Below are 26765 nucleotides of genomic sequence, written 5' to 3' on the forward strand. Positions count from 1 at the left end.
TCGGATGTCGTGCGTTGCGGGTTCAGGAGGGGGTGATACGGAACGAGGTGAACGCGGCCGTGCCGGCCGGGCCGCCCGCTTCGGGCGGGGCGGCGGCGAACAGACCGAGCAGGGCGCCGACCCAGCGCCATGACGTGGCGGCGAAGACCTGCCCGCTCGGCACGAAGCCCTCGGAGCCTTCGGCGCCGTCGCCGGGGGAGTAAGAGAACCGGCAACGGGCGCCCGGCAGCAGGTCGATCCGCAACCTCACCCGGCCCCCGGGGACCGGCCGGGACGGCGCCGCGTCCCGCTCGCTGTCGGCGTTGTGAGGGGCGAAACGGTGTACGAAACGGACCGTGCCGTCCGCCTCGCGGCGCAGCCCGATCCAGCCGTAGGCGTCGCCGAGCACCACAAGACCGGCCCGGGCGCCCGGCTCCTCGCTGTCGAGCCGCAGCTCGACCTCGACCGTGCCGGGGCGGGCGGGCAGCCGCTGGGTGAGGATGTGCGGCACCGTTCGGAGGTCGTCGATCCCCTCCGTACGACCGCAGTTCAGCCGCAGTCCGTCGCCGCCGTGCTGCGTGGCCCAGCCGTCCCGGGGGTTGGCGGTCCACTGCCACTGGCGCCCGAACCGCCCGCCCGGGAAGTCGTCGTCGACCGCGGGCGCGCAGACCGGCTGCGACGGCAGCGCCGGCTTGGTGTGGACGCGGACGGGAGTGCCCGCGTCCCCGAGCACCGGCCAGCCGTCCTCGTCCCACCGCATCGGCTGGAGGTGGACGAGCCGCCCGTACGCCCCGCACTGCTGGAAGTGCACGAACCAGTCCTCGCCGCCCGGGGTGCGCACCCAGCCGCCCTGATGCGGCCCGTTGACATCGGTGTCGCCCTGCTCCAGGACGACCCGTTCCTCGTACGGGCCGAAGAAGTCACGGGAGCGCAGCGCCCCCTGCCAGCCGGTGGCCACGCCGCCGGCCGGGGCGAGGATCCAGAACCAGCCGTCGTGGCGGTACAGCTTGGGCCCTTCGAGGGTGAACCACCCGGGGATCGTGTCGGCGTCGACGATCGTCCTGCCCTCGTCGAGGAGGCCGTTGCCGTCGGGGCTCATCCGATGGCCGGTCAGCCGGTTATTGACGCCCGAACGGGACTTCGCCCAGCCGTGCACGAGATAGGCCTCGCCGGTCTCCTCGTCCCACAGCGGGCACGGATCGATCAGGCCGCGGCCCGCCTTGACGAGCTGCGGGGTGCTCCACTCTCCGCGTACGGAAAGGGAGTCGGTCTGCCAGATGCCGTGGTCCGGGTCGCCCCAGAAGATCCGGAACCGGCCGTCGTGGTGGCGTAGCGAGGGCGCCCACACACCGCCGTCATGGCGGGGTGAGCCGTACGCGGCCTCCGGCGGCAGCCGGTCCAGGGCGTGGCCGACGAGTGTCCAGTTGACCAGGTCGCGGGAGTGCAGGAGCGGGAGGCCGGGGGCCCGGCCGAAGCTGGAGGCGGTGAGGTAGTAGTCGTCGCCGACCCGCAGCACGTCCGGGTCGGACCAGTCGGCGGCCAGGATCGGATTGCGGTACGTCCCGTCGCCGAGGTCCCCAGTCGGCGGGGCGGGCGCGGTCACGCCGTCACCGCCTTGCGGACGAGGGCCGCGGCCGCGTCCCGGTCGAGCCGCCCGTCGGCGACGACGGTCACCACCCGCCGTACCACTGCCGCACCCTCCGCGACCGCCAGCCGTTCGGCGAAGGCGAGGGACGAGCCCACGCCCGGATACTCGGCGGCGCGCACGAACCACGGGTCGCGCCGCGTCTCCTCGGTGGCCCCCGCGAAGATCAGCGTCCACCCCTGGCCCGCGAGCGCGACCCAGTCGGCCGTCCGCCCATGGACGGACCGCTCTCCGTCGGCCTCCGCGCCGAACACCTCGGGCGGGGCGCTCTCCAGGGGCGCCCGCCAGAAGAACCCTCCGTAGGCGGCGCCCGGCCGCCCGTTGGTGGCCGGACTGCCGATGGACAGCTCCTCACCGGACACGTTGGCGAGCGAGAAGGTGAAGTCGAGCGCCCACGCGGAGTCGGTGAGCGCCGTGGCCGAGACGGTCCGGTGCTCCCGCAGCAGAGTGCGCTCGCCGGCCGTCCAGGTCAGCTCCTCGACGAAGCCGTCCGGGTCGCGGAGCTTGAACCCCTCGTGCCGTTGGACGCCGTGGTTGTCGAGCGCGATCGGCCCCTGGTCGCGGACGAACGTCCGCCCGCCCCAGAAGGTGAACCCGGCGACGTCCGCGACGGCGACGCCCACCCCCAGGTGGTGCGGGTGGTCGGCGGGCAGCTGCTCGGTGACCGTGACACCCGCGAGGGTGCTGACGGGGTGGAGATGGGGGCGGGGGGAGTGGTCGGGAGCGAGGTCGGGGCGCAGGACGTAGCGGGCGACAGGACGGCCGGCACAGCACAGCACCATGGGTCGGTTCATCGGGCATCCGCCTTCGGGGTCAGGGACCAAGGGGGAGCGAGCTCGGAGTAGAGGCTGAGGGTGTCGGCGCTCGCGGCGACGATCCCGTCGACACCGCTGACCACGCGGCGGGAGGCGCTCCCGCCCGGCTCGCTGCGCCAGCACTCGACCGGCAGCTCCACGGGGTCGGGCGCGGTACGGATCGCCTCGACGACCCGCATGAACGCCCCGGTCTCCGCGGGCGGCACGCACAGCGCCTCGCCGTCGGTCACATGGGCGACCAGGTTCTCCAGCAGGTCGGTGCGGCCGTACACCGTCTCCACCGGGCCGTGACCGCCGCGCTGGAGCAGGACCCGGTCGTCCTTGTACCAGAGCGTGATCCGGCCCCGGGTGCCGTGGACGATGACGTACGGCTCGGAGGCGGTCTCGGCGCACAGCGTCGCCGCGACCGTGACCTGGGTGCCCCGCCCGTTGACGATCCGGACGCTGGAGGTGTCGTCGGCCTCGATGGCGTTCGCGCGCAGCAGCTCCGTCTCGATGTGCTCGACGTCCTCCGCCCGCGTGCTGCCGGCCAGGGCGAGCGCCGTCGCGACGGCGTGGGCGAGCGGGTTGGTGAGCGCCCCGTCGACCACGTCCACGCCGTCGAGGCGCCGTCGCCCCGCCCAGGGAGCGCGCCGGAAGTACGCCTCGTCCCGCACCCACGCCCCGGCTCCGCCGACGCCGAGGAGCTCTCCGACGGCGCCCTCCTCGATGAGCCCGCGGATCGCGGGCACGGCGTGGGAGCCGAGCGACTGGAAGCCGATCTGGCAGGCCACGCCGGCCTGCGCGACCCCGTCCGCCATCCGTCGGAACTCGGCGTACGAAGGCGCCGGCGGCTTCTCCAGAAGCACATGGGCCCCGTGCCGGGCGGCGATCAGCGCCAGACCGGTGTGCGTCTGGATCGGGGTGCAGATGACGGCTATCCGCGCCCCGGTGGAGGCGAGCAGCGCGTCGAAGTCGGACGACTGCTCCGGAGTGCCGAAGCCGTCCAGCTCCTCGGCGTCCAGCGGCCGAAGCTCGCAGACGCCCGCGAGGCGGACCAGACCGAGCCGTTCGAGCCGGTTGATGTTGACCAGGTGCGAGCGGCCGTGGCCTCGGGCGCCCGCGAGGACCACGGGCAGCGGGGCGCGTACCTCGCTCATCCCTTCACCGCCCCCGCGCTGAAGCCGGTGACCAGCCACTTCTGGATGAAGGCGAAGACGATGACGACCGGCACGGCCGCGATCACCCCACCGGCGGCGAGCGCTCCGAGGTCGACGCTGTCGGCCCCCATCAAGGTGTTGAGGCCGACCGGGATGGTCTGCTTGTCCTGGCTGCTGAGGAACATCAGCGCGAAGAGGAAGTGGTTCCAGGAGTGGACGAAGGCGAAGGAGCCGACGGCCACCAGACCCGGCCGCAGCAGCGGGAGCACCACGATGCGGAAGGCGGTGAACCGGCTGCAGCCGTCGACCCAGGCCGCCTCTTCCAGCGAGTACGGCACGTTCTTGATGAAGCCGCTGATCAGGATCATCGACAGGGGCAGCTGGAAGACGGTCTCGGCGATGATGACGCTGCCCAGCGAGTTGATCATCCGCAGATTGGCGAAGATCTGGAACAGCGGCACGAGCAGCAGCGCGCCCGGTACGAACTGGGAGCACAGCAGGGCCAGCATGAAGCCCTTCTTGAGCCGGAAGTCGAAGCGGGCCAGGGCATAGCCGCCGGCCAGCGCCACGACCGTGGTGGTCACCAGGGTGGCCAGGCCGATGAGCAGGCTGTTCTGGAAGAAGGTCGCGAAGCTGCGCTCGTTCCACACCTTCTCGAAGTGCTCGGTCGTCATCGGCCACGGCACGAGCGAGGTGGAGCCGGCCGGGCGGACCGCGAAGAGCAGGACCCAGTAGAAGGGGACGAGGGTGAAGAGCAGGTAGATGCCGAGCGGGAGGTAGATCTGCCAGCGGGGGACCTCGTCCCAGGCGCGCCGTCGCTCGTGGCTCGCGGACGGGGGCGTGGCAGGCGGCGTCGCCGTCCCGGCCGGGGGCCGTGCGGCCGTGTCGGGAGTGGTGTCCTGGACTATCACTTGCTCTCGCCTCCGAACTTGCTCAGGCGCAGATAGACCATCGAGCAGAAGAGAAGGATCACGAACGCCACCGTCGTGAGGGCGGAGGCGTAACCGAAGTTGTGGGCGTCCACGCTGGTGTCGGCGATGTACAGCGGCAGGGTGGTCGTCTCGCCTGCGGGACCGCCGCCCGTCAGGGTGTAGAGGAGGTCGACGTTGTTGAACTCCCACACCGCTCGCAGCAGCGTGGACAGGATGATGGCGTCCTTCAGGTGCGGCAGCGTGATGTGGAAGAACTGCCGCAGCCGGCCCGCTCCGTCGACCTCGGCCGCCTCGTACAGGTCCTTCGGCACGGACTGGAGGTCGGCGAGGATGAGGATCGCGAAGAAGGGGACACCGCGCCACAGATCGGCGACGACCACCGCCGGGAAGACCGTGGCCGTGTCCGACAGCCACGACGTGCCGTACTCGCCGATCCCCATGTCCGCGAGGTAACGCGTGATGCCCGTCTGGGAGTTGTAGAGCAGCACCCAGATCGCGGAGGTCAGCACCCCGGAGACCGCCCAGGGTGAGAAGACCAGCGCCCGCTCCAGCGCGCGGCCCACGAACGACTGGTTGACGATCAGGGCGAGCGCGAGTCCGAACAGCAGCTGGAGGGTCACCTCGACGGCGACCCACTTCAGCGAGAAGGTCAGCGTCCCCCAGAAGTGCGGGTCCTCGGTGAAGATGCGCGTGAAGTTGTCGAAGCCCGCGTAACCGTTCCGCCAGGGCTTGGTGGGGTTGTAGTGCTGGAGGCTGTAGTAGAAGACGCTGAGCACCGGATAGGCGATGAAGCCCAGCATCAGCAGCACCGCGGGCGCGATCAGGAGGTACGGCAGCCGGCGCGGCGTCGCTCCCGTGCGGCGTCGCCCAGGTGCCTTGGCGGCCTTGGGTGGTGAGGTCACAGCTGAGGCCATGACGGCGGCTCCGATCTTGGCGTGAAGCGCTTCGCGGACGGTGTTCGAGATACCGAACGTTCAGGGGCGGCGAGTTGCGGTCGGGGGCGCCGCCCGGCTCGGGGCGCCCCCGCCGGATCAGCCGGCGTAGGGGTCGGGGGTCGCCCCCGGCCTGGCCAGGAACTCGAAGTCGCAGCCCGTGTCGGCCTGGGAGATCTGCTCCATGTAGAGCGCGCCGTAGCCGCGCTCGTACCGCGCCGGCGGAGGTGTCCACGCCCGCCGCCGCTGTTCCAGCTCCTCGTCCGAGACCTCCAGACGAAGCGTCCTCGCCTCGACGTCGAGCGTGATGACGTCCCCGGTGCGCACCAGCGCGAGCGGCCCGCCCACATACGACTCGGGAGCGACGTGCAGCACGCACGCGCCGTAACTCGTGCCGCTCATCCGGGCGTCGGAGATCCGCACCATGTCCCGTACCCCCTGCTCCAGGAGATGCCGGGGGATCGGCAGCATTCCGTACTCCGGCATCCCCGGACCGCCCTTGGGGCCCGAGCCGCGCAGCACCAGCACATGGTCGGCGGTGATGCCGAGCGCCGGGTCGTCGATGGTCCGCTGCATCGTGCGGTAGTCGTCGAAGACCACCGCCGGGCCCGTGTGCTTGAGCAGGTGCGGCTCGGCGGCGATGTGCTTGATGACCGCGCCGTCCGGGCACAGGTTGCCGCGCAGCACCGCCACCCCGCCCTCGTCCGCGAGCGGCCGTTCCCGTACCCGGATCACCTCGTCGTCGTGCACGAGGGCGCCGGCGAGCTGCTCCCGCAGCGTGGCGTGCGAAACCGTCGGCCGGTCGAGGTGGAGCAGATCCGTCAGCCGTGAGAGGAACGCGGGCATCCCGCCGGCGAAGTGGAAGTCCTCCATCAAGTACCGCCCGCCGGGCCGGAGGTCGGCGAGCACCGGCACGGTCCTGGCGATCCGGTCGAAGTCGTCCAGGGTGAGCTTCACCCCGGAGCGCCCGGCCATCGCGATCAGATGAATCACCGCGTTCGTCGAACCACCGAGGGCCAGCACCGCCGCCACCGCGTCCTCGTACGCCTCGCGGGTCAGGATCCGCGACAGCCGAAGGTCCTGCCGTACGAGTTCCACGATCCGCATCCCGGAGGCGGCCGCCATCCGGTCGTGGCCCGAGTCGACCGCCGGGATCGAGGACGCTCCGGGGACCGTCACACCGAGCGTCTCGGCGGCGGCCGTCAGCGTGGACGCGGTCCCCATCGTCATGCAGTGACCGGGCGAGCGGGCCAGACCGCTCTCCAGCTCGGCCATCTCGCAGTCGCCGATCAGGCCCGCGCGCTTGTCGTCCCAGTACTTCCACATGTCGGTGCCCGAGCCGAGGGTCTCCCCCCGCCAGTGGCCCGGCAGCATCGGCCCGGCGGGCAGGAAGACGGTGGGCAGGTCCACACTGGCCGCCCCCATGAGCAGCGCCGGCGTGGACTTGTCGCACCCGCCCATCAGCACGGCGCCGTCGACCGGGTAGGAGCGCAGCAACTCCTCGGTCTCCAGGGCGAGAAGGTTGCGGTAGAGCATCGGGGTCGGCTTCTGGAAGGTCTCCGAGAGCGTGGAGACCGGGAACTCCAGCGGAAAGCCGCCGGCCTGCCACACCCCCCGCTTCACGGCCTGCGCGCGGTCGCGCAGATGGACGTGGCAGGGGTTGATGTCCGACCAGGTGTTGAGAATCGCGATGACCGGCTTGCCGAGGTGCTCCTCGGGGAGATAGCCGAGCTGACGGGTGCGGGCGCGGTGGCTGAACGAACGCAGCCCGTCCGTGCCGTACCACTGGTGACTGCGCAGCTCCTCCGGCGATCTGCTCATGCCGACCACCCGGCGGCTATCGAGGCGACCTCGGCCCGCTCGGACTCCGGCAACTCACGGGCGGGCGGACGGACGTCGCGGCGGCAGAGCCCGAGGACGGCGAGCGCCTCCTTGACCACCGTGACGTTGTCGGCGCCGGCGTGAGCGGCCCGCAGCTCCTCGAAGCGGCGGATCTGCTCCCACACCTTCATCGCGGCTGGGTAGTCGCCCGCCCGCAGCGCCGACAGCATCTCCAGGGAGACGGACGGGGCGACATTGACCAGGCCCGAGGTGAATCCCGTCGCGCCGCTCGCGAAGTAGGACGGTGCGTACGGCTCGGCGAGACCCGCGACCCAGACGAAGCGGTCGAGGCCGGCGTCCCGGGAGAAGGCCGCGAAGCGGGAGGCGTCGGGAACGGCGTACTTCACCCCGACGACGTTCGGGCAGGCGGCGCCGAGCTCGGCCAGACGCGCGCCGCTCAGCCGGGCGTTGCGGATGTACGGGACGATGCCGAGCCCGGGCACGGCGTCGGCGATGGCCCGGTGGTAGTCGACCCAGCCGCTCTCGGAGACGTACGGATGGACTGGTTGGTGGACCATCAGCATCGCGGCACCCGCGTCACGGGCGTGTCGGGCCGCCTCGGTCGCGGTGGGAAGGTCGTGCCCCACGCCCACCAGCACCGTGGCGCGGTCGCCCGCCTCCTCGACGGTCGACTCCGTCACCAGACGCCGCTCTTCGGGGGCGAGGGCGTAGAACTCGCCGGTGTTGCCGTTGGGTGTGAGTGTCCGTACGCCACCGTCGAGGAGCCGGCGCAGCAGTGTGCGGTGCGCGGCCGTGTCGAGCGAACCGTCCTCGGCGAAGGGGGTCACGGGGATGGCCACGACATCGGCCAGCGCGGCCTTCAAGGACTCGAAGGCCATGGTCACTCACTCTCCTGCGGGAAGGCGCGCTCGACGAACGAGGCGATGTGGTCGTGAACGGCCCGGCCGGCGCCGTCCACGTCTCCGGCGACGGCCAGACGCAGGATCTCCTCGTGCTCGGCGGCCTCCCGCTCCCAGGAGGGAACGGCGGCCCAGGCCACGGTGGAGACCAGGGCGGCCTGGTCGCGGACCTCGTCGAGCATCGAGCCCAGCAGCGGGTTGCCGCACGGGACATAGAGCGCCCGGTGGAAGTCCCGGTTGGCCAGCGACCGTTCGGCCGGATCGTCGGCCATGGAGGCCCGGTGCAGCGCCTCGCGCGCCGCGTCGAGCGGGGCCGCGGAGGCGACGGTGCGCCGCACCGCCTCCGGCTCCAGAAGCAGCCGCACGTCGTACACGGATCGCGCCATGTCCGCGTCGACCATACGGACGGTCACGCCCTTGTACTGACTCATCACCACGAGCCCGCTGCCCGCGAGGGTCTTCAGCGCCTCGCGCACCGGAGTCTTCGACACCCCGAAACGAGCGGCGAGTTCGGTCTCCACCAGTGCCTGACCCGGTCTGAGCCCTCCGGTCAGGATGTCGTGCTTGATCGCCTCCAGGACGTACTGGGTGCGGGAGGGTATCGGGCTCGGGGCGAAGGCCATGGGCGCTCTCAGATCTCGTGTATCGCGTCTCATATATGACGTACGAAGTGCGGTGCGCACGAAGTTAGGGCTACCGCTGTGCGTCGTCAATGGGTCGCGCGGCACTTTCGGAAAGCGCTTTCTGGCGATGGCGGCCGACCCTCCGGACCGTCAGGGAGCCCTGGCGCGGGGCCTGATGGCCCCACGGCTCAGGACGAGGCCGGAGGGGCGGGCGGGACGACCGCGACCGGGCAGTGGGCGTGGTGCAGGACGGCGTGGGCGACCGAGCCCATGAGCAGTGTCTGGACCCGGTGCCTGTGGTGGCGGCCCACGACCACGAGCCCCGCGTTCCGCGATCCCTCGACGAGCCGGCCCGCCGCGTCCGACGGGACGACGACGGGAGCGACCTCGACGTCCGGGTACTGCTCGGTGAAGGGCTTTAGCCGCTTCTCCTGGTTCAGCGAGGTCTCCTCGACGAGCTCGGGAGTCTCGTCCACCGGGATCGGTGGGGGCATCTGGAGCGCGGGCGCCGGAGGGCCGACCAGCTTGACCGGCGAGGGCGGGAGCCGATAGGCCGTCACCGCCTCCAGGGCCACGCCTCGTTGCCGTGCGGCGTGGAAGGCGAAGTCCAGGACCTCGTCGGCGGTCTCCTCCGGGTGGAGCCCGAGCAGGATCCTGCCCGCCTCGGCGCCGCTCTCCAGCGACGCGTCCCGTGCCTCGTGGGGCACGACGACGACCGGGCAGGGCGCATGGGACGCGAGGGCCCGGCTGGAGGAGCCCAGCAACAGCGTCGCGAAGCCACCGCGCCCGCGGGAGCCGGTCACCAGGAGGCGCGCGGTCCGGGCCTCGGCCAGCAGGGCGTCCGTCACGGAGCCGTCGAGCGACTCGTACCGCACGGGGACGTTCGTGCCCTGGTCCTCGATCCACCGACGGACGCCGTCGATGACGCTGTCGGGGATCTCGGCGGTCTCGCCGAGCGAGGCGATGCGCGCGGCCCCGAGCTGGAGCGCGTCGGAGCGCACATGCGCCACCACGAGCGGGGCGTCGAGTCCGCGTGCGGTGCTCAGCGCCCACTCCAGGGCGCGGTGGCTGTGCTCGGACCCGTCCACACCGACGACAACGGACTTTGCGCTCATAACGGGATTATTACCACCTGCTCGGTGCGCCACGCCGGGGGGTGGGAGGGGTGTCGCGGGGGCCGGCCTTCGGCGCTACGGGGTCGGCGCGCCCAGGTCGTAGCGCTCCTTGACCAGCTCCAGATGGATCCAGCTCTCCACCGCACGCACTCCCGGCTCGGCGCGGATCGCGTCGAGTGTCGCCCGCACGGCCCCCAGGGACTCCGCGGTGACCGTGCCGACCAGCTCGGCCCGCCCGAGGCAGGCCGACAGGAACGTCACGCGCTCGCGCCCCGCAAGGGCTCGTGCCACGGGCTCCCGCGCGCCCTCGATCCGGACGGCGAACCCGCACAGGTATCCGAGGCCCAGCAGCTCGGGGCGGACGAGCGCGAGGACCTTCACCACGCCTCCGTCGAGGAGGCGAAGCGTACGGGCTCGGGTGGCGCCGGGGGACAGGCTGACGCGCTCCGCCAGTTCGGCGAAGGGGAGGCGGCCGTCCTGTTCGAGGGCGTCGAGGATCCGCAGGTCGGTGTCGTCGGGAGCGGGGACGGTCGGCTCGTCCGCCAGCAGGTACGGGTCCTTGAGGTGGCGAGTGCCGATCAGCGCGTCGACCACGGCCACGCCGGGCACCGAGCGCACGTGCTCGATGGTCTTCTCGAGCGCGTCGAAGCCCGCGGTGCGCAGCTCCGTCATGATGGCGCGCGGCCCGGCCGTCAGGCTGACGAAGGGCGCCTCCGGCAGAGCTGCGATCGCGCGGGCCACCGGTTCCGCGGCTCCGTCCACATCGATCGACAGGTGGGCGGACGCGGTCAGTCCCCGGACCGAGGGGTGGACGACGGCGACGACCCGGACCGCGCCCGAGTCCAGCAGTCGCTGGACCCGCGCGCGTGTCGCGGGCCGGGACAGGCCGACGCGCTGGGCGAGCGTCTCGTAGGCGAGGCGTCCGTCGTCCTGGAGGGCGCGGACGACGGCCAGGTCGATGGGGTCCAGATCCACCCGGTGCTCTCCTCGGCTCGATGGCCCGGGGCGGTGTCCGGGCCCGGGTCCGCAGTCATTCTCGGGTACCGGGGCACGGTTGGACCGCGTTCGTGACATGGGTCACGGGTATCCGGTACATCTGTCAGTGGACAGCTCACACGGATGAATCGTAAGTTCTGTCCATCATCAACCGACGAATCAGCCGTACGAGCGAAAGGGGGCGGTGTGAGTCAGCCCGTCGCCGTTTTCACCGACACCGATGACCTCGACCCCGCACCAGGAGTGCGTCTCCTGGAGGAGGCCGGCTTCGAGGTGCGTGTGGCCGACACGCGGGACCCCGACGTCATCGCCGAGGTCGCCGCGGACGCCGTCGCCCTGATCGTCGGCTACGCGCGGATCGACGCCGCACTGCTCGACCGGCTGCCCGCGCTGCGGATCCTCGCCACGATGTCCGCCGGACACGACATGGTCGACACGGCCGAGGCACGACACCGCGGACTGTGGGTGGCCAACCTCCCCGACGCCGCGACCGAGGACGTCGCCGTCCACGCGCTCGCCTCCGCGCTCTCGCTCGTACGCCGCCTTCCGCAGGCCGACGCCGTCGTCCGCTCCGGCGGTTGGAACGCCGACTTCGCCCGGCAGCCCCACCTGCCGCGCCGCTCGAGCGAACTGACGCTGGGCCTCGTCGGTCTCGGCCGGATCGCCCGCTCCTTCGCGGCGTTGGCCGCCCCCGTCTTCGGGCGGGTCGCCGCCTATGACCCGCATGCCGACACCGCCCACTGGCCGTCCGGCATCGCACGGTACGACGACCTCGGCGCCCTCGCCGCCGCGAGCGACGTCCTCTCCCTCCATGTCCCGCTGACCCCGGCCACCCGGGGCCTCGTCGACGGAGCGCTCCTCGGGCGGCTGCGCCCCGGCGGCTTCCTCGTCAACGTCGCACGCGGTGAACTCATCGACCCGGCCGCCCTGCTGACGGCCCTCGACACCGGCCGGCTGGCGGGCGCCGCGCTCGACGTCTTCCCCGTGGAACCGCCTCCGGCCGACGACCCGCTGCGCACCCACCCGCGGATCCAGCTCTCTCCTCACAGCGCGTTCCTGTCCGACACCTCGCGCCGCGCCTACGTGTGCGGACCCGCCGAGAACGTCCTCGCCTGGCACCGCACCGGCCGCCCTCTGACCCCCGTCGTCGACCCCACCGACGCCGTCTTCGCCCCCGCCGCCATCGCCGTCGCCCCGGTCGCCGACCCGACCGCCCCCGCCCCAGAAGGAGCCGCCGCATGACCACCGCAACGCCGACGAGGACCGCCGAGGAACTCCGGCTGCGCCGTGAACTCGCCGCCGTCTACCGGCTCGTGGCCCACTTCCGGATGACCGACCTGATCTTCACCCACATCTCCCTGCGGCTGCCCGGACCCGAGCACCACTTCCTCATCAACCCGTACGGGCTGCTCTTCGAGGAGATCACCGCCTCCAACCTGGTGAAGATCGACCTGGCCGGAAACCCCGTCGAACCGACCCCGCACCCCGTGAACCCGGCCGGCTTCGTCATCCACAGCGCCGTCCACGCCGCCCGCACCGACGCCCACTGCGTCCTGCACACCCACACCAAGGCCGGCTGCGCCGTCGCCGCGCAGGAGGGCGGACTGCTCCCGCTCAACCAGATGTCGATGGAGTTCCACCATCGCGTGGGCTACCACGACTACGAGGGCGTCGCCCTCAACCTCGACGAACAGCGACGCCTCGTCGCCGACATCGGCACCCACCCCGCGCTCATCCTGCGCAACCACGGTCTGCTGACGGTCGGCGAGACCGCCGCCCAGGCATTCCTGCGGATGTACTACCTGGAGCGGGCCTGCGAGATCCAGATCGCCGCCCAGTCGAGCGGCGTCCCCCTGGTCGTCCCGCCCGCCGACGTCTGCGAGTACACGGCCCAACAGCTCACGGGCGAGGCCACGGCCGACTTCCAGGACGACGACGCGTACGAACTGGCCTGGGCGGCCATGCTCCGGCTCCTTGACCGGAACTGCCCGGACTACCGGGACTGAAGCGGCGGAGGCGCTCACCGGAGGCCCCGACGCCGGTGAGAGGATGACGGGGACCACAACTGCAGGAAGGGGGAGGATCATGGCTCTGCTCATCCTGTCCGGCGTCCTCGTGCTCGTCGTCGGAGGATGCGTCTGTGTCGTGTGGGCGGCGCGCGGCGGCCCGCGCTGGGTGCGCGGTGTGGCCACCGCGACCCTGGCGGCCGGCCGACTGGTACGCCGCTCGGGCCGCACGAGCAGCAACTCGGGCCTCGACCGCGGTGGCGACGCCGGCGAGTGACCGGTGCGCGGTCCCGGGACCGTGAGGCTCGCCTGCGGGCGGCGGGCGGCGGGGACGGCGGCGGTGAGAATCGCGCCGATCGCCGGCACCGCTGCGTCTCCCGGTCGCGCTTCTCCGATCACATCCGTACCGCCCGTCCCGCATACTGATCCGCGGCGGGACCTGAGAGGCGGAACCATGAGTCAACAGCAGCCGCAGTACGACGTCTTGGTGTTCGGTGGCAGCGGCGTGGACACCGTGATCCGGGTGGACTCCCTGCCCGTCCCGCTCGCCGACTCGGTCCAGGTCGGTCCGATCGAGGAGTGGGCCGGGCACACCGGGGGCAACGTGGCCCTCGGCACCCGGGCCCTCGGCCTCGAGGTCGCCCTGCTCGACTGCATCGGCGACGACGCGATCGGGGCACTCGTCCGTGAGCGCATGGCCGAGGGGGACGTCGAGTTCGCGCCGGTCATCTCGCCCGCCGGCACGCGCCGCGCGGTCAACTTCGTGGACGCCACCGGGCGCCGGATGTCGTTCTACGACGCCAGGGACCCCGCCGACCTGCGGATGCCCCGGGAGTTCTACCTGCCCCGGCTGCGGCGCACCCGCCACGCGCACCTGTCCATCATGAACTTCACGCGCTTCCTCTACGACGACATCGAGGCCCTGGGCGTACCCGTCTCCACCGATGTCCACGACTGGGACGGGCTCGCCGACCACCACCGGGAGTTCGCCCTCCGCTCCGATCTCGTCTTCTTCAGCGCCGAGGGGCCGGGCGAACGCACCCCGGAGCTGATGCGGGAGATCCTGCGCGAGGGCCGCGCGGAGACCGTGGTCGCCACAGCGGGAGCGAACGGCTCCTACGTCCTCACCCGGGACGGCGATCCCACCCCTCGCCACATCCCGGCCGTCGCCCCGCCGACGCCCGTCGTCGATTCCAACGGGGCGGGCGACGCCTTCGTCAGCGGCTTCCTCTACGGCAGGCTCGCCGGCCGGGACGTCCTGGAGTGCGCCCGCCTCGGCGCGGTGTCCGGCGCCTACGCCTGTACGGCCCCGGGCTCGACCGCCCTCATCACCGAGGGCGCCCTCCTCGCGGCGTCCCCGGTCTGACCCCCGCCCGGTGGACGGGACGCCCCCCGCGCCCCCGGGCCCCCGGAACACGCCCAACGATAGTCGAACCGGGAAGCGACTTTCGATGACTGCGGCGGTCTCGGACCGGGCGCGATCATCGTCGTGAAATCAACGACGAAGGTGGAGTGCACCCGTGGGTCTCGAGCAGTCGCAGCACCGCTTCCACATCCGACAGAAGCTCACGCCGATGGCGAATCGGTACGTGGTCCACGCGGCCGGACCCGACGGCGCCGACGGCGAGATCGTGGCGTTCGCCCACCAGAAGAGGATGGCTCTCAAGGAGCAGATCACCTTCTACACGGACGAGTCCCAGCGGCAGGTCCTCTTCACCTTCCGGGCCCGGCAGGTCGTGGACCTCGGCGCGACCTACGACATACACGCGGCCTCGGGCAGCCCCGTCGGCACGCTCCGCAAGAACTTCGCCGCCTCCCTGCTGCGCAGCACCTGGCACATGAGCCAGGAGGGCGCCGCCGCCGAGACCACGGGCGTGGAGCGGAACAGGACCGTGGCCGTCGTGCGCCGGGTCTGGGACCTGATCCCGTTCGTCGACGTGGTGCCGTTCGCCTGGCCGTACCACTTCGACTTCGCCGCCGAGGGCCGCCCGGTCATGTCGGTGAACAAGCAGTTCGGCCTGCGGGACCGCTACGTCCTGGAGATCGGCGACGAGCACCTCGATCGCCGCCTGGCGATAGCGCAGGCCGTCGCCCTGGACGCCCTGCAGTCCCGCTGACGCCGGTTCCCGGCCGCCGGGGGGCGGCCGGGAGCCGGGACTCCCGGAAGGAGCATGTCTACCGGAAGGACGCCTGGTGCATCGCGTCCGGACCGATCGGCAGGGAGGTCAGCGCCTCGGCACGCTGCGGCGCCACACCACGGGCGGACGCGGGAGCATCACCGCGGGCGGGCGCGGGAGCGCCGGACAGAGCACCGTCGACGTGGGCCACCAGCGCGTCGGTGACGGGGTCCGGAAGCGGACGGCCCTGCTCGTCGAAGCGCTGGTACTTCATCAAGTTGTAGCCGATGGCGACCTGACGACGGCCGTCCTCGGTGGACAGAGCCCAGGTGCCGGCGCCGAAGACACCGCCGTCATGGCCCCAGTACCAGCCGCCGCTGGGCATCTGCAGGGTGTAGATCCCCAGGCCGTAGCGCATCCTCGGCTCCTCGCCCGGCTCCGTCTCGTAGGCCGGGACGGTGGTCTTCATCGCGCGCAGCTCCGCCGCGCCGAGGAGCCGCCCCTTCAACAGCGCGCGGTAGAAGTCGTTGAGGTCACCCGTGGTCGAGACGAGGGCGCCGGCCGTCCCGGCCCACGACATGTCGTAGACGCTGTAGTCGCGGGGCGGGTCGATCAGGCCGAAGAACGACTCGTACATCTTGGCGTGCGGACCCTGGAGGGACGCCGATCGCGGGAAGTACGTGTGCCGCAGGCCGGCCTTGCGGATGACGTTCCGGGTGATGTACGCCTCGGCCTTCTGGCCCGTGACGCGCTCCAGGATCATCCCCGCCAGGATGTAGTTGGTGTTGGAGTACGAGTGCTTCCCGGGCTGCACGACGGGCGGGGCAGCCAGGCCGAGGCGGGCGAGTTCCTCGGGGGCCATGTGACGCAGCCGGTTCTCGTCGAGGGTCTTGCCGGGGTTCTCGATGATGCCGGGGAAGGCGGGCAGGACGTAGTCGGCGATGCCGCTGGTGTGGTTGAGCAGCATCCGTACGGTCACCTGCCGGCCTCGCTCGCCGGGGACGACGTCCGGAAGGTAGCGGCCGACGGGAGCGTCCAGCTCGATGCGTCCGGCGCCCACCTGTTGAAGGACGGCGACCGAGGTGAAGGTCTTGGTGATGCTCCCGACCCGGTGCTCCAGGTCCGGGCGCGCGGGGCGACGGCTGTCGACGTCGGCGAAGCCGGTGGCTCCCCGCCACTGCGCGGAACCGTCGCGGACCGCCGAGTAGGCGCCGAACATCCCCGCCTTGTGGAAGGCGTCGAGCGAGCCGCGCAGCGCCGCGCGGTCGAGGCCGTGTCCGGGGAGGGCCGCCGAGGCGGGGGACGCGGCCGTGGGCGAGCCGGGCCCGGCGGCGACGGCCTGTGCCGGTAACGCCGATGCGGAGAGGGCTATCAGGGTGGCCGCGGCGACGGACGAAAGTCGGGCCCTGCGGGACGAAGACATGGGTGGATCCTGCTTCCCTCGTTGAATGCGGTGGATTCATCCTCGTCCGGGCAGCCCGGCCGGCCCTCCACCCTCGGGAGGATCTTGTGCACAGGAACCCCGTGACATTTGTCAGGAGTCCCGCTCACGGTCGGTGGATGGCACACTGACCGCTGATCGTCCTGAGGAGCCCCACGTGCCCATCATCCGCAACCTCCGGCGCACCGTCCGGCGCGCCTACCGCCGAACCGTCGACCTCAGCCACCCGGCACGCTCCCCGCTGGGGACCGCGGTCGTCAACTGTGTGGTGTACGAGGACGGGGCGCGGCAGCAGGGTCCCTGCCCCGCGGAAGAGGCGGTCCGGCGGGTGCGCAAGTCCGGCGAGGGGTTCGTCTGGATCGGGCTGCACGAGCCGTCCGTCGAGGAGTTCGCCGGACTCGCCGAGCTGTTCGGGCTGCATCCACTGGCCGTCGAGGACGCCGTGCATGCCCATCAGCGGCCGAAGGTGGAGCGGTACGACCAGACGCTCTTCTCCGTCTTCAAGACGGTCCGCTACGTCGAGCACGAGGAGCTGACCGCCACCAGCGAGGTCGTCGACACCGGCGAACTCATGGTCTTCACCGGCGCCGACTTCGTCATCACCGTGAGGCACGGACGGCACGGCTCGCTCGGCCCGCTGCGCGAAGCGCTGGAGGCGGAGCCCGAGCAACTGGCCAAGGGGCCCGCGGCCGTCCTGCACGCCATCGCCGATCATGTGGTGGACGACTACCTCGCGGTCGCCGACGCCGTGCAGAACGACATCGACGCGGTCGAGACGGCCGTCTTCAGCGAACAGTCGTCCCGCGGCGACGCCGGTCGCGTCTACCAGCTGAAGCGGGAACTCCTCGAACTCAAGCGGGCGGTGACCCCTCTCGACCGTCCTCTGCAGGCCCTCGCCGCCCAGCCGCTGGCGCTCGTCGGCCCCGACATACAGCCGTACTTCCGTGACGTCGCCGACCATCTCTCCCGGGTCACGGAACAGATCACGTCCTTCGACGCCCTGCTCGACTCGATCCTCCAGGCACACCTGGCGCAGGTGACCGTCGCCCAGAACGAGGACATGCGCAAGATCACGGCGTGGGCGGCGATCATCGCCGTCCCGACGATGGTCTGCGGGGTGTACGGGATGAACTTCGAGCACATGCCGGAACTCCGCTGGACCTACGGCTACCCGATCGTCCTCGTCGCGATGGCCACCGCCTGCGTCCTCCTCCATCGCAGCTTCCGCCGCAACGGCTGGCTCTGACCCACCGGCGCCCGGGCCGGCCGAACCCGAGTGGACCCGGGCCGTGGCGGCGACGGCCGGCCGGAGCGTGTTCGCGGTGCCCGCAGGAAGCGCCGCCTCAGCCCTGAGCGCGTAGAGCCGCGGTGTGCTCCCGGACCTGTTCAGGGGTGAGGTAGGCGTCGGTGTACTCGAAGTCGGCCAGTGTTCCGGACCGGGACGCCAGGAACCCCGTACGGACGAAGTCGTCGCCGGCCACGGCGTTGAGCAGCCAGTTCGTCATCACCCGCGCCTTGGCCACCTGGGTCCGCAGCGCCGCCCAGTGGTACGCGCGGGCGACCGCCTGCGCGGCCGTCCCGTGCAGCTCCACGCCGAGCGGCTTCGAGACCGCGTCCCGCCCGCCCAGATCCACCACCAGGCCGAGATCCCGGTGGAAGTACGGGTACGTCGGCTCTCCCCGCAGGGTCGCCACGAGATTGTCGGCGACCTGCTTGCCCTGCCGATGGGCGTGCTGCGCGGTCGGCGGGCAGATCGCCCCTTCCTCCTTCTTGGCCAGGTCCGGCACGGCCGCGGCGTCGCCCAGGGCATGCACCCCGTCCAGACCGGGCACGACCATGTCCGGCGTCACCACGAGTCGACCCCGCAGCGTCTCCGCGCCCAAAGTGCCGATCAGCGGGCTGGCGGCCACCCCGGCCGTCCAGATCAATGTCCGGCTCGGCAGCACCCGGCCGTCGGTGAGCGTCACCGCGTCGTCGTCCACCGAGGCGACCGAGACGCCGAGCGACACCTCGATCCCGCGCCGGCGCAGGATCTCCAGCGCCGCGCCGCCGAGTCTGTCGCCGAGCTCGGGCATGAGCTTGGGGGCCAGGTCCACCAGATGCCACTTGATCAGCTTCGGATCGAGGCGCGGATACCGCTTGACCGCGTTGTGCGTGAGCCGCTGCAGACAGGCGGCCGTCTCCGTCCCCGCGTATCCGCCGCCCACCACCACGAAGCACAGCCGTGCCGCCCGCTCGGCCTCGTCCTGGCCCGCGTCGGCGAGATCGAGCTGGGCGATCACATGGTCACGGATGTACACCGCCTCGGCGAGCGTCTTCATCCCCCGCGCGTGCTCGCTCAGACCGGGGATGTCGAAGGTGCGCGTCACACTGCCGGGCGTCAGCACCAGATGGTCGTACGTCTCGTTCACGAGCTCGCCGGTGATCGTCCGGACGACACAGACCTTCGCCGCGGTGTCCACACCGACCGCGCCGCCCGGAATGATCCGCGTCCGGTGCCGCTCGCTCCGCCGCAGCGACAGCGCGACCGACTGAGGAGTCAGCACCCCGGCAGCCACCTGGGGGAGCAGCGGCAGATACAGCTGGTACGAGAACGGCGTGAGCAGCGAGATCTGCGCCTCCCGCGCGGTCAGCCGCCGCTCGAGTCGACGCACGCAGGCGACCCCGGCGAAGCCGGCGCCCACCACGAGGATCTTCGGTCGAGTCACGTGCCCGCCTCCCGGGTCTTCGGTCCTTGAGTGCTGACTAACCTCTCCGGCCGCTCGGGAACCCGGACCGTCCGCCGAAGGGGTGACGCCCGCGCAGCACCCGGAAGGAAGAGTGCGCAGTGTGATAAAAGGGAAAAACAGGGTGGGAGCCGAGAACGGAGCCGACGGCCGTGGGGAGACCCGAGGAAAAGGACACCACCGGGCAGGCGCCGGCGTTCGGCGTCGCGGACTCCGTCGTCCTCCTCTTCGACGCGGGCGGAGTCGTCATCGGCCGCCCGGACACCGCCGAGCGGTTCCTGGGCCACTCACCCGAGGAGTTGCGCGGCCGGCACGTGGAGTCCCTGCTCGCGCCGAAAGAGGTCGCGCGTCTGCCCGCCATCGCGGAGAGCTGCACCACGGACGGCGGCTGGTCGGGTGTCCTGCTGGCACGCCACCGCGACGGCCGTGACATCACCGTCGACGTCACCCTGCTGCCCCTGCCCGAGGACGCGACACCGGCACGCTGGTTGGCCGTGGCCGCCGGAGCGGCACGGTCCATGGGGCCCGCGCTGCTGGAGCGGATGGTGACCGAGGCCCCCGTCGGACTCGCGCTGGTCGACACCGAGCTGCGCTGCGTCTGGTCCAACACCGCGCTGGAGCACTTCGGTGGAGGCCGCTCCGACGAGCGCCGCGGCCGACGGCTCGCGGAGATCCAGCCCGGTCTCAACGCGGAGCTCCTCGAGTCGAAGATGCGCCAGGTCCTCGCGACGGGCGACCCGATCACGGGGTACGAACACGTGGGCCGCACCCGGGCCGATCCCGGCCGGGACCACGCCCATGCCATGTCGTTCATCCGGCTCGAGGACGACGACGGCCGCCCGCTCGGGGTCTGCTACGCGGTCGTCGACATCACCGACCGCTACCGCGCGCGCCTCCGGCTCGCCCTGATGGCGCTGGCGAGCGAACGGATCGGCCGCAGCCTGGACGTCGTGGGGACCGCTCAGGACCTCTCCGATGTGGCGGTGCCCGGCCTCGCCGACTTCGTGGCCGTCGATCTGCTGGACTCCGTCATCCGGGGCGCCGAGCCGTCCCCTGGACCGACCGCCGGGGCCACCGCGGTGCGGCTGGTGCGCGCGGGGGTCCAGATGCTGCGCGCGGGCGCGTCCGAGGCGGTGGTGGAGCCGGGCGAGGAGACCGCCTATCTGCCGTCGTCCCCCCAGATCGGCTGCCTGGCCCACGGCCGGTCCTGGCGCGCCGCCCGACTGGACTCCGCAGGCCGGGAGTCGGCGCTCCCGGCCAGGGGGCCGGCACGCGGCGACGGTACGGGACCGATCGTGCCCACGGGAGCCGGGCGGCAGGTCGTGGATGCCGAGACCGCACCGCCCGCTTCGGGTGGACCGGTACGGTCCGCACCCGCCGAGCCCGTACGGCCTTCGTCCCCCGGGCCAGCGCCGTCCCCCTCCGCCGAATCCGCGACGGGGCCGACCGCCGAGTCCGCGACACGACCATCGTTCGAATCCGAGACAGGGTCGTCGGCCGAGCCCGCCACCCGACCGGCCGCCGAGCCCGCCCCACGACCGACCGCGGACTCCGTGGGGCGGCCCTCCACCGACCCCGTGGCGCACACGGCCATGGTCGTGCCGATCCTCGCTCGGGGCGTCACCCTCGGCGTGGCCACGTTCTTCCGCTCCCGGCGGGACGAGGCGTTCGACGAGGACGATCTGCGGCTCGCTGAGGAGATCGTCGCCCGCGCCGCCGTCTGCCTCGACAACGCCCGCCGCTACGCGCGCGAACGGGCCGCCGCGCTCGTCCTCCAGCGCAGTCTCCTCCCGCACGGTGTGCCGGAGCAGGAAGCCGTCGACGCGGCCGCGTTCTACCGTCCCGCCGACGAACTCTCCGGCCTCGGCGGTGACTGGTTCGACGTCATCCCCCTGTCGGGAGCCCGCGTCGCCCTCGTCGTGGGCGAGGTGCCCGGGCACGGCATCGAGGCCGCCGCGACCATGGGCCAGCTCCGTACCGCCGTACGGACCCTCGCGGACCTCGATCTGTCGACCGAGGAACTCCTCGCCCACCTGGACGACCTCGTCCTCCAGGCGACACGGGAAGGGCGGGAGGCCGGGATCGGAGGCGAGGCCAACCTCGGGGCCGTCGGGACCAGTTGCCTGTACGCGGTCTACGACCCCGTCAGCCTGAGCTGCGACCTCGCGAGCGCCGGCCATCTCGCGCCCGCGGTCGTCGCCCCCGACGGAACCATCGAGTTCCCCGAGCTGCCGTCCGGCCCGGCCCTGGGCATCGGGGGACTGCCGTTCGAGTCCGTGGAACTGCCCCTGGAGGAGGGCACCGTGCTGGCCTTCTACACCGAGGGCCTGATCGCCGCGCCCGGCGCGGGCAGGGAAGGGCTGGTCCGCGTCCTGCGGACGCGGGACCTGCCGCTCGACGAGCTCTGCCGCAGCGTCGTCGACGAACTGGCCCCCACCAGGCCCTATACCGACGACGCGGCCCTGCTCCTGGTCAGGACCCGCAGCCTGGCGGCCGGGAAGGTCGCCGTGTGGGAGCTGCCCGCCGACCCGGCCGTCGTGGCCCGCGCCCGGGTGATGGCCGCACGCCAGCTGGCGGCGTGGGGGCTGGAGGAACTCGCCTTCACCACCGAACTCGTCGTCAGCGAGCTGGTCACCAACGCCATCCGGCACGCCTCGGGACCGATCCGGCTGCGTCTCATCCTCGAACGCACCCTGATCTGCGAGGTCTTCGACGCGAGCAGTACCTCCCCTCATCTGCGCCACGCGCGCACCACCGACGAGGGCGGCCGCGGCCTCTTCCTGATCTCCCAGTTCACCCGGCGCTGGGGAACCCGCTACACGGCGGAGGGCAAGGTGATCTGGGCCGAACAGCCCCTGGACCTCGATGCCGCGGAGCCGGACGCCGCGGCTCCGGGATGATCTTTATTCGATTGCCCGGCCCCCGGCCCCGTGCGAGGGTGTCCTGCCGCACGGAGACATCGGCGGCAACGGACATGAGGGGGAGTTCCGCCTGTGCGTGCGCATGCCGCCGAGGACATCGTGGTGACGAAGCAAGGGCCGGTGCGAGGTGTGGTCGCCGACGGCCTGCGCGTCGCTCTGGGCATCCCGTACGCCGCACCGCCGTTCGGCGCCGGCCGCTTCCGGGCGCCGATGCCCGCCGGATCCTGGGACGGGGTACGGGACTGCACCCGCTTCGGGCCGGTGGCGCCGCAGTCGGCGGAGCTGCCCGGCGCCCCCGTCTGGCGCGCCGACCTGGAGGACGTCCTCACCCTCAACATCTGGTCCACGGCGGACACCTCGCAGCCGCGGCCCGTGCTCTTCTGGATCCACGGCGGCGCCTACACCTTCGGCTCCTCGGCCCAGCCCGACTACGACGGGACGGCCCTCGCGCGCGCCGGACTCACCGTGGTGACGTGCAACTACCGACTCGGATTCGAGGGGTTCGGCCATGTCCCCGGCTTCCCCGACAACCGGGGGCTGCTCGACCAGATCGCGGGGCTGGAGTGGGTGCGCGACAACATCGCCGCCTTCGGCGGCGACCCGGAGAACGTCTCTGTGGCGGGCCAGTCCGCCGGCGGCGGCTCGATCGCCTCTCTGATGAGCAGCGCGCGGGCCGACGGACTCTTCCACCGCGCCATCGCCCACAGCGTCCCCGACGCGTTCTTCCCGCCGGAGCTCGCCGCGCGCCTGGCCCGAGAGGTGGCCGACGCCGCGGGTGTCGCCCCCACCGCGGACGGCCTGCTGTCCACGACCCCGCAGGCCCTCGTCGAAGCCTCGGACCGGGTGGTGGCACGGTACGCCGGGGATCCCGAATCCGGCTTCCTCCACTACGACACCGTCCTCTACGGACCCGTCCTCGACGGCGAGCTGCTGAGCCGGGACCCGGTCGAGGCCCCGACCGCCGAAAGCGCGTCCCGCCCCGTCGACCTCCTCGTCTGCCACACCACCGAGGAGTACTGGCTGATGCACCAGGTGGGCACCATGCCGCCGGTCGCCACGGACGACGGCCTCGACCGGTTCGCCGCCGACTACGGCCTTCCCCCGGGCCTCGTCGCCGCCTACCACGCCCTCATGCCCGGCGCGCCGGTGCTCGACGTCTTCCTCGCCCTCGCGGGCGACGCGGTCTTCACCCTGCCCACCGTCCGCCTCGCCGAGGCCCACGCCCGCGCGGGCGGCCGCACGTTCCTGTCCCGCTTCGACCGCCGTCCCACCCGCCCCGACGGCAGCCCGGTGCGCGCCTGGCACGCGGCCGACGTGCCCTTCGCCCTCGGGACCCTGGACGCCACGGGCGTCGACTTCCTGACCGGCGGCCCCGCCGACGCCGACGATCGTGCGCTGTCCCGACGCATGGTCGACGCCTGGGCGGCCTTCGCGGCCACCGGAGACCCGGGGTGGGCGCCGCTCGCCGACGCCGGAGCACCCGTCGTCCACGTCTGGGCCGTGCCCGACGACCGCACCGAGGGCGCGAGCGCCGCGCACGCTCTGTGGCACGACGTACGGATGGCCCCGCCGTCGCTCCCGTAGACGACAGGGATAATCACAGGGCGCGGAGGAAGCACCGCGTGGACGACGGAAGCATGCGACAGGCCGGTCCGTGATGGAGCGGCGAGAGGGAGAACCCGATGGACGTCCAGCACTTCGAGCGGATCACCGCGTTCATCGAGGACCGTCTCCGGCCGCTGTTCGACCCCGAGAACGGCAGTGACCACGGATTCGGCATGGACGACACCTCCCGCGCCCTGCGGGCCCTCCTCGGCACCGTGAAGGCCGCGGCCGCCGTCAAGGGCCTCGCCGAGCAGCGGGCGGCGGCCGACCCGGCGATGCGGAACATCATCGACCAGGCCCTGGAGCACAACTGGGACGTCCTGCGGGGAGTCGCCCGCAACTGGGAGGACCACCCCGACTTCGTCCGCGAGTTCAAGCGCCACGCCTGGGAGCTCGACGAGACTCCCGCCCCCGCCTGACACCGGATCATGACCCTCACCCAGCCGCCCCCGGTGGAGGGAGAGGCTGGGCGGCGCTCCCTCCTGACGGCGCGCCGGCGCCTCGCGGGAGGGTGTCGCCCTCTCTGACGGCTGTTCAGAAACGACCTCGGTGATCCGCCGGCTCTGCCCCGGTCGGGTGAGTAATCCGCTCTTCCGACAGAGGCGTGCACGGACCGGGTACACATCGCCGCATTGTCGTTCCGAGCCCGGAGGATGCCGCCCCATGCCTGTCAGGAAGGTACGCCCCGGCCGTGGGCTGACCGCCGCCCTGTGCGCGACACTCGCCGTAGTCGGCTACATGACGGTGTCACCCGAGGAATCCACGCCACCCGCCCCGCCCCGCGCCGCCGCCAAGAACGCGGGTTCCGGGGCCGCGGCGCCCCGGCCCGCGGCGCCTGCGGCCCGCCCCGCCGGCCCTCCCGGTCTCGGCCCCGCCACCCGTACGGGAATCCCGGACGGGACACGCCAGGTGTTCGTCGTCACGGGGGAGACCCGGAACACCAATGTGGCCAAGGCGGTGCTCTACGAGCTGGACGGGGCCAAGCGGTGGCAGCGCGCCGGCGGTCCATGGGCCGCGCACAACGCGCTGCGAGGCTGGACGAACGACCACACGATCGGCGATCTGCGCACCCCCATCGGCGTCTTCACCCTCGGCGACGCGGGCGGTCTGATGGCGGATCCCGGAGCGCTGCTGCCGTACGACCAGGACGAGCAGTTCGTCTCACCCGGCACCGGGTTCCTCGGCGAATCCCTTGAAGGGTCGTTCGACTACGTGGTCGCCATCGACTACAACCGCGTCTCCGGAACGACCCCGCTGGACAAGGAACGCCCGCTCGGCGAGGAGCGAGGCGGGGGCGTCTGGATCCATGTCGACCACGGCGGCCCCACACAGGGGTGCATCTCCCTGACCACCGACGTCATGCGACAGCTGCTGCGCCAACTGGACCCGGCCAAGGAACCGGTGATCGTCATGGGCCCCGCGGACGAGATCGCGCGGTGATTCGAAGAAGGGGCTGACGGGCGGCGCCGCGCGCTGACAGGCGATCGCTCCGCCTGTCAGCGCCCGGTCGGCGGACTGTCAGGACGCCCGGGCATCGTCGTGGTCATCGAGAACGACGACACCCGATCAGGAGAAACCCCATGAGTGCCGGCATCACCGAGAAGTCCCAGGCCGAGCTGACCGAGTTCGTCGCCCGGACGGCCACGACGTTCGCCATCCCCGGTGTCTCCGTGGGCGTGTGGGCGGACGGTCGCGAGACCTTCGCGAGCCATGGCGTGACCAGCCTCGACAACCCGCTCCCGGTGGACGAGGACACGCTCTTCCTGCTGGGCTCCGCGACGAAGACCTTCACGGCGACCGCGCTGATGCGGCTGGTCGCCGACGGCCGGGTCGAGCTGGACGCGCCGGTGCGCCGCTACGTTCCCGAGCTCGTGCTGGCCGATGAGAAGGCGGCGGCCGAGATCACCGTCCTGAACCTGCTCAACCACACCTCGGGCCTCGACTGGAACCTCATCGTCGACACCGGGGACGGCGACGACGCCCTGGCCGCCTTCGTGGCGAAGATGGCCGAGCTGCAGTTCGTAGGTGAGCCCGGCGCCCGCGCCTCGTACAGCCAGGCCGCCTTCAACCTGCTCGGGCGGGTGCTGGAGAACGTCACTGGCCTGACGTACGAGCGCGCCATCGCCTCGCTGCTCGTCGAGCCGCTGGGGCTTTCGCACAGCTTCTTCGGCACCGCCGAGGTCATGACCCGGCGGTTCGCCGTGGGCCACAACCCCGATGAGGACGGCGACCTCGCCGTCGCGAGGGAGTGGAAGCTCACCCGGGCCAACAACCCCGGCGGGGGTCTCGCCTCTTCCGCGTCGGACGTTCTCGCCTGGGCCCGGTTCCAGCTCGGCGACGGTCTCGCGGCGAGTGGCGAGCGGCTTCTGCCGACCGAGGTGCTGCACCGGATGCGGGAGCAGACGGTCGAGCTGCGCGGCAGCAACCTCGGCGACGGCTTCGGCATCTGCTGGTTCCTGCGCGAGGTGGACGGCGTGCGGACGATCGAGCACGGTGGTTCGGTCAACGGCCAGTTCGTCGAGCTGCTGCTCGTGCCCGAGCGGAACTTCGCCGTCGTCGCCATGTCCAACGCGGGCCCGGACGGCATCCCCTTCAACCGGGCCGCCGTCCGCTGGGCCCTGGAGCACTGCCTCGGCGTCGTGGACAAGGACCCGGAGCCGCTTCCGTACGAGGCGGCGCGGGCCCAGGAGGTGGTCGGAGCGTACGAGAACGACGCCATGGCGCTCGCCGTCGCCACCGACGGGGCGGAGCTGACCCTGGCGGCCGGGATCAAGCCGGAGATCCGTGCGGCGGCCGACTACGAGATGCCCGCGGACTACGAGCCGGCCGCCATGGGCCTGCTGCCCGGCGGCGGCGACGAGTTCATCGTCACCGCGGGCGGACTGGCGGGGCAGCGGGGCTTCTTCTCCCGCGACGCGAGCGGCGCCATCGCCGGCATCGACCTCGGCGGACGGGTCTTCGGCCGGGTGCCCACCGCCTCCGCGTGACGACCCCACCGGATCCTCCGATCGGCCGGCCTCGCCTCCCCGGGG

General features: G+C 72.0%; 23 protein-coding genes. 11 read left to right on the top strand and 12 right to left on the bottom strand.

What is annotated here, in order from left to right; translation table 11 throughout:
• Positions 1–22: 22 nt before the first annotated feature.
• The 10 genes from ACFQ7Q_RS27020 to ACFQ7Q_RS27065 all read right to left on the bottom strand — a co-directional run bounded on the left by ACFQ7Q_RS27020 (position 23) and on the right by ACFQ7Q_RS27065 (position 10896).
• Complete coding sequence (locus ACFQ7Q_RS27020) at positions 23–1582, bottom strand: family 43 glycosylhydrolase (protein WP_383559535.1); 1560 nt, start codon at positions 1580–1582, stop codon at positions 23–25.
• The gene (locus tag ACFQ7Q_RS27025; RefSeq protein WP_383559536.1) at positions 1579–2418 is read right to left on the bottom strand and encodes a PmoA family protein; all 840 of its coding nucleotides are present in this window, start codon (positions 2416–2418) and stop codon (positions 1579–1581) included. The genes ACFQ7Q_RS27020 and ACFQ7Q_RS27025 overlap by 4 nt, the downstream gene beginning before the upstream one ends.
• On the bottom strand, positions 2415–3578 hold the full coding sequence (locus tag ACFQ7Q_RS27030; protein ID WP_383559537.1) for a Gfo/Idh/MocA family protein: 1164 nt from the start codon (positions 3576–3578) through the stop codon (positions 2415–2417). Before ACFQ7Q_RS27030 ends, ACFQ7Q_RS27025 begins: the two co-directional genes overlap by 4 nt.
• The gene (locus tag ACFQ7Q_RS27035; protein ID WP_383559539.1) at positions 3575–4489 is read right to left on the bottom strand and encodes a carbohydrate ABC transporter permease; all 915 of its coding nucleotides are present in this window, start codon (positions 4487–4489) and stop codon (positions 3575–3577) included. Before ACFQ7Q_RS27035 ends, ACFQ7Q_RS27030 begins: the two co-directional genes overlap by 4 nt.
• A complete protein-coding gene (locus ACFQ7Q_RS27040; RefSeq protein WP_383559540.1) occupies positions 4486–5424 on the bottom strand; it encodes a carbohydrate ABC transporter permease in 939 nt (312 codons plus the stop codon). Before ACFQ7Q_RS27040 ends, ACFQ7Q_RS27035 begins: the two co-directional genes overlap by 4 nt.
• A 117-nt stretch (positions 5425–5541) precedes the next feature.
• Positions 5542–7263, bottom strand: a complete 1722-nt coding sequence (araD, locus tag ACFQ7Q_RS27045) for an L-arabinonate dehydratase (RefSeq protein ID WP_383559541.1) — start codon at positions 7261–7263, stop codon at positions 5542–5544.
• Positions 7260–8162, bottom strand: a complete 903-nt coding sequence (locus ACFQ7Q_RS27050; RefSeq protein ID WP_383559543.1) for a dihydrodipicolinate synthase family protein — start codon at positions 8160–8162, stop codon at positions 7260–7262. Before ACFQ7Q_RS27050 ends, araD begins: the two co-directional genes overlap by 4 nt.
• A gap of 2 nt (positions 8163–8164) precedes the next feature.
• Positions 8165–8806 (bottom strand): GntR family transcriptional regulator, encoded by a 642-nt coding sequence (locus tag ACFQ7Q_RS27055; protein WP_383559545.1) that lies wholly within the window; start codon positions 8804–8806, stop codon positions 8165–8167.
• Between the two features lie 188 nt (positions 8807–8994).
• Positions 8995–9921, bottom strand: coding sequence for a universal stress protein (locus ACFQ7Q_RS27060; RefSeq protein WP_383559546.1), 927 nt, complete (start codon positions 9919–9921; stop codon positions 8995–8997).
• Between the two features lie 75 nt (positions 9922–9996).
• The gene (locus tag ACFQ7Q_RS27065; RefSeq protein ID WP_383559547.1) at positions 9997–10896 is read right to left on the bottom strand and encodes an Lrp/AsnC family transcriptional regulator; all 900 of its coding nucleotides are present in this window, start codon (positions 10894–10896) and stop codon (positions 9997–9999) included.
• A gap of 207 nt (positions 10897–11103) precedes the next feature.
• Here ACFQ7Q_RS27065 and ACFQ7Q_RS27070 point away from each other — a divergent pair, with 207 nt between their 5' ends.
• From ACFQ7Q_RS27070 to ACFQ7Q_RS27090, 5 genes are all read left to right on the top strand, one after another.
• Entirely contained in the window at positions 11104–12159 is a 1056-nt protein-coding gene (locus ACFQ7Q_RS27070) for a C-terminal binding protein (RefSeq protein WP_383559548.1), read from the top strand.
• The gene (locus ACFQ7Q_RS27075) at positions 12156–12923 is read left to right on the top strand and encodes a class II aldolase/adducin family protein (RefSeq protein WP_383559549.1); all 768 of its coding nucleotides are present in this window, start codon (positions 12156–12158) and stop codon (positions 12921–12923) included. Before ACFQ7Q_RS27070 ends, ACFQ7Q_RS27075 begins: the two co-directional genes overlap by 4 nt.
• A 79-nt stretch (positions 12924–13002) precedes the next feature.
• Positions 13003–13200, top strand: a complete 198-nt coding sequence (locus tag ACFQ7Q_RS27080) for a hypothetical protein (protein WP_383559550.1) — start codon at positions 13003–13005, stop codon at positions 13198–13200.
• Between the two features lie 177 nt (positions 13201–13377).
• Positions 13378–14289 carry a carbohydrate kinase family protein gene (locus ACFQ7Q_RS27085; protein ID WP_383559552.1) on the top strand — a complete coding sequence of 304 codons (912 nt, stop codon included), beginning with the start codon at positions 13378–13380 and terminating at the stop codon, positions 14287–14289.
• Positions 14290–14443: 154 nt separating this feature from the next.
• Positions 14444–15040: a hypothetical protein gene (locus ACFQ7Q_RS27090; protein ID WP_383559553.1), complete on the top strand. Its 597-nt coding sequence runs from the start codon at positions 14444–14446 to the stop codon at positions 15038–15040.
• Positions 15041–15098: 58 nt separating this feature from the next.
• Here ACFQ7Q_RS27090 and ACFQ7Q_RS27095 read toward each other — a convergent pair whose 3' ends face one another.
• The gene (locus ACFQ7Q_RS27095) at positions 15099–16463 is read right to left on the bottom strand and encodes a serine hydrolase domain-containing protein (protein WP_383559555.1); all 1365 of its coding nucleotides are present in this window, start codon (positions 16461–16463) and stop codon (positions 15099–15101) included.
• 175 nt (positions 16464–16638) lie between these two features.
• On the opposite strand from ACFQ7Q_RS27095, the gene ACFQ7Q_RS27100 reads away from it, so the two are divergent.
• The gene (locus ACFQ7Q_RS27100; protein WP_383559556.1) at positions 16639–17727 is read left to right on the top strand and encodes a magnesium and cobalt transport protein CorA; all 1089 of its coding nucleotides are present in this window, start codon (positions 16639–16641) and stop codon (positions 17725–17727) included.
• Positions 17728–17824: 97 nt separating this feature from the next.
• Here ACFQ7Q_RS27100 and ACFQ7Q_RS27105 read toward each other — a convergent pair whose 3' ends face one another.
• The gene (locus ACFQ7Q_RS27105) at positions 17825–19189 is read right to left on the bottom strand and encodes an NAD(P)/FAD-dependent oxidoreductase (protein WP_383559557.1); all 1365 of its coding nucleotides are present in this window, start codon (positions 19187–19189) and stop codon (positions 17825–17827) included.
• A gap of 170 nt (positions 19190–19359) precedes the next feature.
• Between ACFQ7Q_RS27105 and ACFQ7Q_RS27110 the strand changes: the two genes are divergently transcribed.
• The 5 genes from ACFQ7Q_RS27110 to ACFQ7Q_RS27130 all read left to right on the top strand — a co-directional run bounded on the left by ACFQ7Q_RS27110 (position 19360) and on the right by ACFQ7Q_RS27130 (position 26720).
• Positions 19360–22107: a SpoIIE family protein phosphatase gene (locus tag ACFQ7Q_RS27110; protein WP_383559559.1), complete on the top strand. Its 2748-nt coding sequence runs from the start codon at positions 19360–19362 to the stop codon at positions 22105–22107.
• A gap of 93 nt (positions 22108–22200) precedes the next feature.
• On the top strand, positions 22201–23712 hold the full coding sequence (locus ACFQ7Q_RS27115) for a carboxylesterase/lipase family protein (RefSeq protein WP_383559561.1): 1512 nt from the start codon (positions 22201–22203) through the stop codon (positions 23710–23712).
• Positions 23713–23810: 98 nt separating this feature from the next.
• Positions 23811–24152: a hypothetical protein gene (locus tag ACFQ7Q_RS27120; protein WP_383559563.1), complete on the top strand. Its 342-nt coding sequence runs from the start codon at positions 23811–23813 to the stop codon at positions 24150–24152.
• A 244-nt stretch (positions 24153–24396) separates the two neighbouring features.
• On the top strand, positions 24397–25173 hold the full coding sequence (locus ACFQ7Q_RS27125) for a L,D-transpeptidase family protein (protein WP_383559564.1): 777 nt from the start codon (positions 24397–24399) through the stop codon (positions 25171–25173).
• A 140-nt stretch (positions 25174–25313) separates the two neighbouring features.
• A complete protein-coding gene (locus ACFQ7Q_RS27130; RefSeq protein WP_383559566.1) occupies positions 25314–26720 on the top strand; it encodes a serine hydrolase domain-containing protein in 1407 nt (468 codons plus the stop codon).
• Positions 26721–26765: the final 45 nt, after the last annotated feature.

Source organism: Streptomyces sp. NPDC056527 (genome assembly GCF_042794475.1).
Lineage (GTDB): Bacteria > Actinomycetota > Actinomycetes > Streptomycetales > Streptomycetaceae > Streptomyces.